The following is an 11,895-nucleotide window of genomic DNA, read 5'->3' on the forward strand; positions in this document are numbered from 1 at the left end:
ATGATGAAATACAATAGATGTGGGAAGAGTGGTTTATTGTTACCACAAATTTCTTTGGGCTTATGGCATAACTTTGGATCTGTCGATGATTTTAATAATGGAGAAAATATTGTCAAGGAAGCTTTTGATAAAGGTATCACTCATTTTGATTTGGCTAATAATTACGGTCCTATTCCGGGTTCGGCAGAAACAAATTTTGGAAAAATTCTAAAAAATAATTTTCAGGGAAATCTAAGAGACCAAATGGTAATTTCGACCAAAGCGGGATATACCATGTGGGATGGTCCTTATGGGGATTGGGGTTCTAGAAAATATTTATTATCAAGTCTGGATCAAAGCTTGAAACGAATGAATTTAGATTATGTGGATATATTCTATTCTCACCGTCCAGATCCCGAAACACCAATAGAAGAAACTATGATGGCTCTGGATTATGCTGTGCGTAGCGGGAAAGCATTATATGTAGGGATTAGTAATTATTCAGCCGAGCAAACAAAAATGGCTGTTGAAGTTTTAAAGCAATTAGGAACACCTTGTTTAATTCATCAAGCCAAATACTCGATGTTGCAACGTTGGGTTGAGGATGGATTACTGGATGTGTTAGAAGATAAAGGAGTTGGCTGCATTGCCTTCTCGCCATTAGCACAAGGTTTATTGACAGATAAATACTTAAAAGGGATTCCTGAAAATTCACGTGCTTCCAATCCAAATGGTCATTTAAAAAGAGATGAGGTAACGGATGAGAAAATTCAGAAGTTAATTCAATTGAACGAAATTGCAAAAAACAGGAGTCAATCTCTGGCGCAAATGGCTTTGACTTGGTTGATGAAGGACAGTAGAATTACTTCTGTATTAATTGGAGCGAGTTCTATAGGACAGTTAAATAATAATTTGGAAAGTTTACAGCATACAACATTCACAGGGGACGAAATGAGTGCTATTGAGCAAATTTTAAAAAGTTTGAATTAACATTGTATTACGAATAGTTGAAATGGCCTCAAATTATTTTGAGGCTTTTTTTATGTTTTTTTTGTTTGCTGTTCTAAATAATATATTGCCGTTTGCTTGTTGATTGTTTTTTCTTAATTTATTCATTATATTTTTTTAACCCCTGTTTTTATAGGGTTGTTTAGTTTTATGGTTGATTTTTGGTTGATATTTCGTTTTAAAATACTTTTAATATCTATTTTTGTTTGAATTTATGGGGTTAATTGTAAATTATGTGATTATGAATTGTGTAATTTTACACCTTTTTTATGAGGATAGTCTATTTTTTCTGATTTGATTTGGGCATATTAATAAAACGGTCAAAAATGAATCAAAAAACAAAGTCATTCTTATTTTAGTTAATATTAACTTAATATATTCGCCATGTAACAATGAAAAAATAAAGTGCATTTGAGTTTTTTTAAAATTATAAGTTAGAGTTCTAATCATAAAAAAAATAGATAAAAACAAATGCATCAATTAATTATTAAATCAAAACAAGATTAAACATGAAGAAAGTAATTATTATTTTAGCTTTAGCGCTAACAGGAAACATGGCTTTTGCTCAAGACACACCATTAGAAATTTCTGGTTCTGCAGATGCTTACTATAAATATGATTTTGCTAAAACAGCAAATATACCAACGAGTTTTGCAACTGATCAAAACTCTGTATCATTAGGAATGTTAGATATTGCTTTATCAAAAACAACTGGTAAAACTTCCTTCGTAGGTGAACTTTCATTTGGACCAAGAGGTCAATATCAATCAATTCCAAATGGAGATGAAAGTGCTTCTAATGCAGCCAATTCATTTCACCTTCAAAATTTATATGTAGCTTATGCTGCAACGGATAAATTGACTTTATCAGCTGGATACATGGGTACATTTGTTGGTTATGAAGTAATTTCTCCTTTAGCAAATTTCCATTATTCAACTTCTTACTTATTTACAAACGGACCATTCCAAAATGCAGGGATAAAAGCAAATTATGCTATATCTGATAAAGTTGGTTTTATGGTGGGAGCTTTTAATGATACATGGAATAGTTACCAAGCTAATTCTGTAAAAGGTTTGAGTACTATTGGAGCTCAATTATCACTGACACCTACTGAAGGGGTTAGCGCTTATATTAATTTCATGGATGGATCTGAGTCAGGAACCATTATTGATTTGACTGCCTCTTTCGTTTTATCTGATAAACTTACATTAGGATTAAATGCTGCTGATTTTAAACATGGTAATGCATTAGATTATGATTATAAAGGTATAGCTTTATATCCATCATATACCGTTACAGAAAACTTTGGTTTAGGATTACGTGCTGAATATTTTGATTATAAAAATTTATATGCAAATGCTGCAGGAAATTCTGATTCATCAGTAACTGCTTTTACCTTATCAGCAAACTTGAAATCGGGTGGCCTTACTTTTATTCCTGAACTTAGATTAGATAGTAACAAGAAAGATACTTTTGCTAATTCATCAGGAGTACCTTTGACTTCTAAATCTGCTTCACAATTTACATTAGCATGTGTGTACGGATTCTAAATCATACAAAAGCCTAGCAACTAGCGATAGCTTTATTTAAAAATATTTTTTTTTTACTGTCAAGACATTTTTTAATAGATGTTTTGACAGTTTTTTTTTGTTTAACTAAATAAGATAGTACCAATAGTGAAGCTATTTTTAGATTTCGAAAACAATTTTGATACTAAATTTTGGTCCATTATTTTTGGTAGAATGGCTATTGCTTTTGTTATTTTTAATGGCTTTTTAAATTTTTGTTTTTACAAATATTCTTTGATTAAGTAAAGGTTATTATAACTACCTTCACACCATCTTTAGCATGGTGCTGAATTTTAATTATAGAATCAGCCCGATGCAAGACCAATTTGAGTACTTGATTGACAAGTATATTAATGATGATTTTGGAGTTTGTGATAATTTTTTAGAAACAAGCTTAGCTTTCCAGTTAAAACTAAATCTTCAACGTTTAACAGCTTCTCAAGCATTACGTACAGCAGGAATAAGTAACAATATAGCAGTATTGAATAAATCAGTTCGTAGCGATGTTATTTATTGGTTGGACCGTTCTCATAACAATGTATTCGAGAATGCTTTCTTAGATACAATGGATGCCTTTGTAGCTTATCTTAATCAACAATGCTTTGCAGGAATTATAAGTCATGAGTTTCATTATGCATTATACAAGCCGGGAACTTTTTATAGCAAACACAAAGACCAGTTTATAAATAGTGATAGCAGGCAATTTTCTATGATTATTTATTTGAACGAAAATTGGAAAATAGGAGATGGAGGTGAGCTGTGTATTTATATGAATGATATTCCTCAAAATATCAGCCCAGATTTTGGAAAAGCTGTATTCTTTAAAAGTTGTGATTTGTTTCATGAAGTATTAGAAACAAACGTACCGCGTATGAGTATAACGGGTTGGTTAAAAAGATGATTAAAAACGTAATGAAATAAATTAGATCATAAATAGAATTCAGACAAAAGTTTCGTTTGTAAGTAAACGAGGCTTTTATCTTATGTCTACTTAATAATTATCTTAATTCATTAGATATCAAAACTAGATTTTTTGAAATTCAAATTGCTTTTGCTTTCTAATCAATTAACTCTTTAAATAAATATTGTAGATAGAGTTTATTGTTTTTTGGTCGAGAGTACTTGTAGTTTCAGTTTGAATAAAATGACGTTTGAAAGCCATTATAGCAGCAGAAAGATTGGATGTGTCATAACCAATAATACGAAGTCCTTGTTCTATATTAAAGTCAGCTGGAGCCGTAGGTAAAATCTCGTCAACCCAAAGTCCAAAACCATTTTCAGCCAATGTTTTCCATGGAAATAGAGTACTAGGGTCAATTTTTCGGGTAGGAGCAATATCTGAGTGACCAATAATATTTTCTCTTGGAATCCCAAATTCACTTCGAAGCCTTGTTAATAAAGCCATTAGACTCGAAATTTGAGCTTCAGAGAAAGGTTCGCTTCCGTTGTTGTCCAATTCAATTCCGATCGAACAAGAATTAATGTCTTTTATTTTACCCCATGATCCATTACCCGCATGCCAAGCACGTAGGTAATCATTTAGCATTTGTACCACGCTACCATCATCACCAATGATATAATGTGCGCTTACTTGTGTTCTACTCAAAGTAAAAGTACGAATCGTTTGCTGAATAGAATCCTGAGCAGTATGATGTAGGATAATTAAATTTGGTTTTCTTAAATTGAAATTAACAGTACCAATCCACTTTGTTTCTTGACCATTTTTTAATGTTTTAGAACCAACATCGGTAATAGCTTCACTAAATTTATACAATACTTTTGTGTAAGACGTATCGATAGATATTACAGTCTTGGTAACAACAGGTAATGGTTTAGCTTCTTGAGAATCAATTTGTTTCTTTAAGACCTTTATTTTTTCTTTATAAACTTTGTCCGTTTCTTTATAAGGGTTCTTGGTCCCGCAAGAAACAATAAGCAGTGCAAATAATAAAGTGAATGTTAATTTTTTCATTGGATTAAATACGAGATAAAATTACCGTTGGAATTATTTTTTACGTTTAGATTTTTTAGAATCAGTCTTTTGCGCAATCCATTTTTTGTAAAGATCTTTTTGATCTGGATTCAAGTATTCATTTATTTTTCGAGTAGTAATTTCGCTAAGCGCAGTAACTTCCTTTAGTTTTTGATCTTGACCTACTTTTTCATCCTTAATAATTATTCCTTGTTCGCGGATACTTTCTTTTAGAACATTACCAATGGCGATTTCTTGTAAAGCATCCAGTTTTAATTCAGGAGTCATTTTCTTCATGATCTCACCCACTGTAACTTCTACCGGAATTTCTTTAGGTTTTTCAGGAGTATCTTGAACTTGATTGGATCTGTCCATTCGATTACTTCCGTATCCGTTACTATTTCCGTATCCGTTACCGTAACCACCTCCATTTCCGTATCCATTTCCATACTGCGCATTTGCTGTTCCAATGGTTAATAAGAAAAGGATAAAGAATACTAATGAGTGCTGTTTTATCATGATATTTTAAATATAGTTACCAATTTTAACAATCAATAATTAGACCGGTTCACCATAAAGATCAAATTCCGTTGCTTCCGTAATTTTAATCATGGCAAACTCTCCTGTTTTTACATAATGTTTTGAAGCATCAATCAATACCTCATTATCAACATCAGGACTATCAAATTCAGTTCTACCTACAAAGTGTTGTCCTTCTTTTCGATCAATAATACATTTAAAAACTTGACCAATTTTCTCTTGGTTCAAATCCCAAGAAATTTGAGATTGTAATTCCATGATTTCGTTGGCACGATCTTGTTTTACGTTATCAGGAACGTCATCCTCCAGTAAGAAAGCGTGTGTGTTTTCTTCGTGAGAATATGCAAAACAACCCATACGGTCAAATTTCATTTCTTGTACCCAATCTTTCAGTATATTGAAATCTTCCTGTGTCTCTCCAGGATAACCAACTATTAATGTCGTACGAATAGCCATTCCAGGAACCGCTGCTCTAAAGTCTTTTAATAATTGAGTAGTTTTTGCTTGTGTTGTTCCACGACGCATCGATTTCAAAACAGAATCTGAGATATGTTGTAGCGGAATATCAATGTAATTACAAATTTTCGGTTCGCGTTTCATTAATTCCAAAACATCCATTGGGAAACCAGTAGGGAAGGCGTAGTGCAAACGAATCCACTCAATACCTTCAACGGCAGCTAAACCTTCAAGTAACTCGGCTAAATTTCTTTTCTTGTATATATCAAGACCATAATAAGTCAAATCTTGAGCAATCAGAATTAATTCTTTTACACCGTCTCTTGCTAATCCCTGCGCTTCTTTAACCAATTTCTCAATAGGTTGCGAAACGTGTTTTCCTCTCATAAGCGGAATAGCACAAAAACTACAAGGTCTATCACAACCTTCAGCAATTTTTAAATAAGCATAATTTTTAGGAGTAGTAGTCAGACGCTCTCCTAATAATTCATGTTTGTAATCGGCACCCAAAGCTTTTAGTAATTGAGGTAATTCTGTTGTTCCGAAAAACTGATCTACATTAGGTATTTCCTTTTCCAAATCCGGTCTATATCGTTCAGACAAACATCCAGTTACAAAAACCTTGTCTACTAAACCTTTTTCTTTTTTGTCAGCATATTCTAGAATCATGTTTACAGATTCTGCTTTTGCATTATCAATAAAACCACAAGTGTTAATCACGATTATATTCCCCTCCCTTTCGGCGGGTGCTTCATGTTCCACTTCTTTTCCATTAGCACGAAGTTGGCCCATTAAGACTTCACTGTCGTATATGTTTTTAGAACACCCAAGGGTGATTACGTTGATTTTATTCTTTTTTAAAGACTTGGTTCTCATAGTTTTGTAAATTGGAGTGCAAAATTACGCTTTTTTATCCAAACCGCATTGATTTTACTCGGTTTTAGGTTAATATTTAGGAGCTGTTTCCTGCTATCCGCTATATCTCTTGTTTCGCTATCGCTTCACAAGAGGATGTCGCTCCTATCAGGGCTAAAAAAATCCGTCTCAAATTCATGAAACGGATTCAAAAGAATATTTTAATAAGATTACAATTCAAATAACAGTGTTAATGATACTGTATCAGTCTTTGTGTTTATTTTTGCTCCATCAGTAAAACCTTGAGAGAAAAAACCTTGTTGTGTGGTTCTTTTTGCATTGGCGTAAGCCAAATCCAATTTGGTAGAACCAAAGTTGTAACCAATACCAGCAGAGTAACCTTTTAAATCTCCAAGAGTAGTATTGTCTTTGTATGGGCTTTCTTGATAGCGGTAACCAGCACGCAAGCTTAAAGCTTTAATTTTATATTCGCCACCTACTCTAAATTCATTACTAACTTTCAATGTTTGTCCAATTTCTGTATTTATGAATGGATCTCTAGTATCTCTTTCCATTGAATACTGTATCTTACTATAATCCTTTCGACTATAATCAAAACTGATTAGTCCTTTCTTTCCAAATACATATGCTAAACTTCCTGTGAATTTACTAGGAGTTTTTAATTGGTAAGTATCATAAACAACAAACTCATTCGAGTCAGGGTTTATAGTTTCAAAGTTCGGATTAACTTTGTCTTCGTTAATTACAGAAGTAATGTTCTGTCTTACTTCATCATTAAATCTATTCCAAGTAGGAGATTCATAAGCTAGTCCAATTCGAAGTTCTTTTGTTGCTTTGATAATTGTTCCTAGTTGAAATGAAAATCCAGAACCATAAGTATAAGTTTCATTTTCAAATTTTGTGTTAGCAATATCAATTGTATTACTATTTAGTGAATTGTCATTGTCTTCGTAAAAAACTTTATTTTGTCTGAAGTCAGTAAAATGAGAATTTAAATTCAATCCAAAATGAATTCTATCATTATAATCTGCAGAAGCATTGAATGATAGTTTACCATTATATCCTGTAGATGTTATCGTGTTTTCTTGGTAATAATTCCCTCCTGATGGCACATTACTTTGATAAACGGTATTGCTATCAACATCATTTTGTGGGTTAATCAAGAATCCTTTAAAACCCAAAAACGCTTGTTGATCAGCATATTTCAGCTTGTAATAAGTATTGTTTATCATGGTTCCTAGTGGGATTCCTTCTTGGTTTTTGTTGGGATTTGCATTGGCAAAACTCAGAAAATATTCTGCAACAGAATTGGTAGGGTTTGTACCGAAGGTTCCAGTAGTATTATTGAAATTATTAGTGTTCTCGTAATTGACTCCAACAGCAAATTTTTTCCATCCAGACTTTCTGTTTCCGTTCTTAAAAACAAAAACGGCTCCAGCTTGATTTAAGTTAAAATCACTAGACTTTTCATTGTGTTTACTTCCAAAATAATCTGCATTGTTATTTGTGACTAAGTTACTAAAAGTTAATGTCATCTGATTGTTTGAAAACACTGAAGATCCTGCTGGGTTTATGTTTAGCGATGATAAGTCACCTCCTAATGCTCCAAAGGCACCACTCATGGCTTTGTAGCGCGCAGTACCGTTAATGTTATCTTGAGTAAAGCGAACAGCATCTCTTACTTCTTGAGATTGGATAGTTCCAAAAGATAACCCTGCAATTATGATGTATATGTATTTTTTCATTATAATGTGTTTTTGAAATTTTAGTACAAATTGGTTGGGTTTTATCTTCCTCTTCTTCCGCTTCCACTACTACCTCCACTGCTTCCTCCATAACTTCCTCCGTAACTTCCACCACCATAGGAACCTGTGTTACTCGGTCTTGAATACGAGTCATTGCTATATGAGCGGGAGGGTGTACTGTATTGTTGACTTCTAGTAGTGTTACTTTCGGTATTATTATAGGTACGTGTTGCTGTATTTGTTCCTCTATTGCTATTGTTAGGTGGCGTTGTATAACGACGACCTGAAGTTGGGGTACTATTTCTAGAGAAAACAGGTGCTTCACTTGGTGTGTAAATGGAGTTGCTTCTACTTGAGTTGCCATTTGCAGCACTTCTTGAGTAGCTATTGGTATTGTTGTTATAACTTCTTGAGTCCAAGGAGTTACTGGTACTTCTCCCGTTGTAACTGCTTGATCGAACCCTATTATAGGAATTATTGTTATTGTAGTAGTATCCATTGTTAAACCCATTTCCGTAACCACCATATCCATAACCATAATAAGGGGAGTTCCATCCAAAATTATTGTAACCATAACCAAATCCACTGTAACCCCATCCGAAATTATTATATCCATAAAAAGGAGAATTCCACCCGTAGCCTCCGCCATAACCCCATCCGTAAAAAGGAGAGTTGTATCCGTTGTACATACCCATTCCCCAATTATTATTAGGGTATATATTTACATTAGTTTGAGGGTGATTGTTTCCCCAGCCAGCATACTGATTGTTTGTGTTCTGAGTATCGTCATAACTGTTGTAGCTTTCTACATCAGTAAATATTTGGTCAGATTGTGGATCAGTTTGCAAAGATTTAAAGTATTCTTTGTATTCATTACTTTGATAGTTTCTTTGAGTAACTTCATTTCGTGGTGCGGTTGAACCTCCGTAGATACCATCGCTTTCATAGTATGAACTATTTTCGAAAGACCCACAAGAAGTTAATAAGAAGGTACTCAAGCTAAATAGCATAAAAAAGGATGCTTTTTTTGAGTTAATTATATAAGTTTTCATATCTATATGGTTTTTTTATTGTTGCACAATACAAAAATAGTTAGTTTTGCGGAACTATTTAGTTAAATAATAATAAAACAATATTTGTGCCAAATTATTCAATATGAGCAAGAACCTTACTACACGAGCTGAAGATTATTCAAAATGGTACAACGAATTAGTTGTAAAAGCAGACTTAGCAGAGAACTCAGGAGTTAGAGGCTGTATGGTTATCAAGCCTTATGGTTATGCGATTTGGGAGAAAATGCAAGCAGAATTAGATCGAATGTTCAAAGAAACAGGACATCAAAATGCTTACTTTCCTTTATTTGTACCAAAAAGTATGTTTGAGGCAGAAGAGAAGAATGCCGAAGGATTCGCCAAAGAATGTGCAGTAGTGACTCATTATAGATTAAAGAATGATCCAGATCGCCCTGGAAAATTGATGGTTGATCCAAACGCAAAGTTGGAGGAGGAGCTAATTGTTCGACCAACATCCGAAGCGATAATTTGGTCTACCTATAAAGGTTGGGTGCAGTCCTATAGAGATTTACCATTGTTGATTAATCAATGGGCAAATGTTGTTCGTTGGGAAATGCGTACTCGTTTGTTTTTAAGAACTGCCGAATTTTTATGGCAAGAAGGACACACTGCTCATGCAACCCGTAAAGAAGCTGTTGAGGAATCAGAAAGAATGATGAATGTCTATGCGGATTTTGCTCAAAACTTCATGGCAATTCCAGTTGTTAAAGGGATAAAAACAGAATCAGAGCGTTTTGCAGGAGCTGTAGAAACATATTGTATCGAAGCATTGATGCAGGATGGAAAAGCTTTGCAGGCTGGTACATCACATTTCTTAGGTCAAAATTTTGCAGAAGCATTTGATGTGAAGTTTGCAAATGCTGAAGGGAAACAAGAATATGTTTGGGGGACTTCATGGGGGGTTTCGACTCGTTTAATGGGAGCCTTAGTGATGACACATTCAGATGATCAAGGATTAGTGTTACCGCCAAACTTAGCACCAATTCAAGTGGTGGTTGTTCCTATATATAAAACAGATGAACAATTGACATCAATAACTGAAGCTGTTGCTGTTTTGTCAGCTGATTTGAGAAAACTGGGGGTTACGGTTAAGTTTGATGACAGGACAACTCAAAAACCAGGATTTAAATTTGCTGAATGGGAATTAAAAGGAGTTCCAGTTCGTATTGCTGTTGGTCCAAAGGATTTAGAAAATGGCACATTTGAAGTAGCTAGACGGGATACTTTGACCAAAGAGACGAAATCAAAAGAAGGTATAGCGACATATATAAAGGGATTGTTAGAACAAATTCAAATTGATTTATTCGAAAAAGCTTTGGAATATAGAAATACGCATGTCACGGAAGTGAATGATTTTGAAGAATTTAAACAAATTCTAGATACAAAAGGAGGCTTTGTTTCTGCCCACTGGGACGGTACAATTGAAACAGAAGAAAAGATAAAAGATTTGACCAAAGCAACAATCAGATGTATTCCTTTGGATGCAAAAGAAGAAGCGGGAACCTGCGTGTTTACAGGGAATTCTTCATCAAAGAGAGTTCTTTTTGCTAAGGCATATTGATTTTTTTTAATTTTTTTTGCATCTGCTATTGTACTTCTCGAAAATAGTTGTATTTTTGCATCCGCAATAGAGAAGCAAGGCCCGTTCGTCTATCGGTTAGGACGCATGGTTTTCATCCATGTAAGAGCGGTTCGATTCCGCTACGGGCTACTATTTTTATTGCATGTTAAAGTCTCCTGAACTTAAGATGGAAAATGGCCCGTTCGTCTATCGGTTAGGACGCATGGTTTTCATCCATGTAAGAGCGGTTCGATTCCGCTACGGGCTACAAGATTAATCAATAGGGTTCTATTGAAATTGATTAAGAACTAGGTGATAATGGTCCGTTCGTCTAGGGGTTAGGACGCCAAGATTTCGTCTTGGTAACAGGGGTTCGATTCCCTTACGGACTACAATAAAAAAAATAGTAAAAAGATAAAATTATAATAAAATGGCAAATCATAAGTCAGCTTTAAAAAGAATTAGAAGCAACGAAAAGAAAAAAGTGTTAAACAGATACCAACACAAAACTACTCGTAATGCTATCAAAGCATTAAGAATAGCTACTGATAAATCTGATGCTACTGCAAAATTGTCAAGCGTAATTTCTATGATTGATAAATTAGCTAAGAAAAATGTTATCCATGATAACAAAGCTTCAAACTTAAAATCTAAGTTAACTAAATTTGTTGCAAAATTGTAACATGTTAAGTTTTGAGAATATATATAAAAAAGCCTCTTTTTGGAGGCTTTTTTTTGTTTACGCTATTTTATATGAGGCGGATTCAAGTCATAAATGCAACTTGACTATTTTTATTTAATGAATGTATAAAAACTTCGTTTGGGGTTTTATACCCAAATCTTTTTCTAGGTCTGTTGTTTAATTTGTCTTCCGCATTTTGTACTTGTTTGACTGTTATGTTTTCGAAATTCATCCCCTTTGGGAAATACTGTCTTATCAATCCGTTCATGTTTTCATTTGAACCTCTTTCCTAACTATGATATGGTTTTGCGAAATAATAATCTATTTCTAAAATTTCAGGTACCTTTTGATGTTGTGCAAATTCTTTTCCATTGTCAGATGTAATTGTCTTTATAAATGGTGTCCAATCTTGGAGTGCATCTATTATTGCTTGAT

The 11,895-nt window shown here is 33.8% G+C and carries 10 protein-coding genes, 3 tRNA genes and 1 pseudogene; 8 read left to right on the plus strand and 6 right to left on the minus strand.

Annotated features, from left to right (window positions below; genetic code table 11):
• The first annotated feature begins 3 nt into the window (after positions 1-3).
• The 3 genes from M2326_RS10880 (at position 4) to M2326_RS10890 (ending at position 3,456) form a co-directional block, all read left to right on the plus strand.
• Positions 4-969 carry an aldo/keto reductase gene (locus M2326_RS10880; protein ID WP_264619599.1) on the plus strand — a complete coding sequence of 322 codons (966 nt, stop codon included), beginning with the start codon at positions 4-6 and terminating at the stop codon, positions 967-969.
• A 527-nt stretch (positions 970-1,496) separates the two neighbouring features.
• Entirely contained in the window at positions 1,497-2,537 is a 1,041-nt protein-coding gene (locus M2326_RS10885) for a porin (RefSeq protein WP_264619587.1), read from the plus strand.
• Positions 2,538-2,868: 331 nt separating this feature from the next.
• Positions 2,869-3,456 carry a 2OG-Fe(II) oxygenase gene (locus tag M2326_RS10890; RefSeq protein ID WP_264619588.1) on the plus strand — a complete coding sequence of 196 codons (588 nt, stop codon included), beginning with the start codon at positions 2,869-2,871 and terminating at the stop codon, positions 3,454-3,456.
• Between the two features lie 165 nt (positions 3,457-3,621).
• On the opposite strand, the gene M2326_RS10895 is transcribed toward M2326_RS10890, so the two are convergent.
• The 5 genes from M2326_RS10895 to M2326_RS10915 form a co-directional block, all read right to left on the minus strand.
• Positions 3,622-4,527 (minus strand): N-acetylmuramoyl-L-alanine amidase, encoded by a 906-nt coding sequence (locus M2326_RS10895; RefSeq protein WP_264619589.1) that lies wholly within the window; start codon positions 4,525-4,527, stop codon positions 3,622-3,624.
• A 33-nt stretch (positions 4,528-4,560) separates the two neighbouring features.
• Positions 4,561-5,046, minus strand: a complete 486-nt coding sequence (locus tag M2326_RS10900) for a hypothetical protein (RefSeq protein WP_264619590.1) — start codon at positions 5,044-5,046, stop codon at positions 4,561-4,563.
• 39 nt (positions 5,047-5,085) lie between these two features.
• The gene (rimO, locus tag M2326_RS10905) at positions 5,086-6,399 is read right to left on the minus strand and encodes a 30S ribosomal protein S12 methylthiotransferase RimO (protein WP_264619591.1); all 1,314 of its coding nucleotides are present in this window, start codon (positions 6,397-6,399) and stop codon (positions 5,086-5,088) included.
• A gap of 209 nt (positions 6,400-6,608) precedes the next feature.
• Positions 6,609-8,144, minus strand: a complete 1,536-nt coding sequence (locus tag M2326_RS10910) for an OmpP1/FadL family transporter (protein ID WP_264619592.1) — start codon at positions 8,142-8,144, stop codon at positions 6,609-6,611.
• A 41-nt stretch (positions 8,145-8,185) separates the two neighbouring features.
• Complete coding sequence (locus M2326_RS10915) at positions 8,186-9,196, minus strand: hypothetical protein (RefSeq protein WP_264619593.1); 1,011 nt, start codon at positions 9,194-9,196, stop codon at positions 8,186-8,188.
• Positions 9,197-9,299: 103 nt separating this feature from the next.
• Here M2326_RS10915 and proS point away from each other — a divergent pair, with 103 nt between their 5' ends.
• The 5 genes from proS (at position 9,300) to rpsT (ending at position 11,460) form a co-directional block, all read left to right on the plus strand.
• Positions 9,300-10,778 (plus strand): proline--tRNA ligase, encoded by a 1,479-nt coding sequence (proS, locus tag M2326_RS10920; RefSeq protein WP_264619594.1) that lies wholly within the window; start codon positions 9,300-9,302, stop codon positions 10,776-10,778.
• Positions 10,779-10,856: 78 nt separating this feature from the next.
• Positions 10,857-10,928 (plus strand) — tRNA-Glu (locus tag M2326_RS10925).
• Positions 10,929-10,974: 46 nt separating this feature from the next.
• Positions 10,975-11,046 (plus strand) — tRNA-Glu (locus tag M2326_RS10930).
• 52 nt (positions 11,047-11,098) lie between these two features.
• Positions 11,099-11,170: transfer RNA gene (locus tag M2326_RS10935), tRNA-Glu, on the plus strand.
• A 38-nt stretch (positions 11,171-11,208) separates the two neighbouring features.
• Positions 11,209-11,460: a 30S ribosomal protein S20 gene (gene rpsT / locus M2326_RS10940; protein WP_264619595.1), complete on the plus strand. Its 252-nt coding sequence runs from the start codon at positions 11,209-11,211 to the stop codon at positions 11,458-11,460.
• Between the two features lie 82 nt (positions 11,461-11,542).
• On the opposite strand, the pseudogene M2326_RS10945 reads toward rpsT, so the two are convergent.
• A pseudogene (locus M2326_RS10945) lies at positions 11,543-11,895 on the minus strand (IS30 family transposase); the annotation flags it as partial.

The organism is Flavobacterium psychraerolatum (assembly GCF_025960985.1).
In the GTDB taxonomy this organism is placed as follows: domain Bacteria; phylum Bacteroidota; class Bacteroidia; order Flavobacteriales; family Flavobacteriaceae; genus Flavobacterium.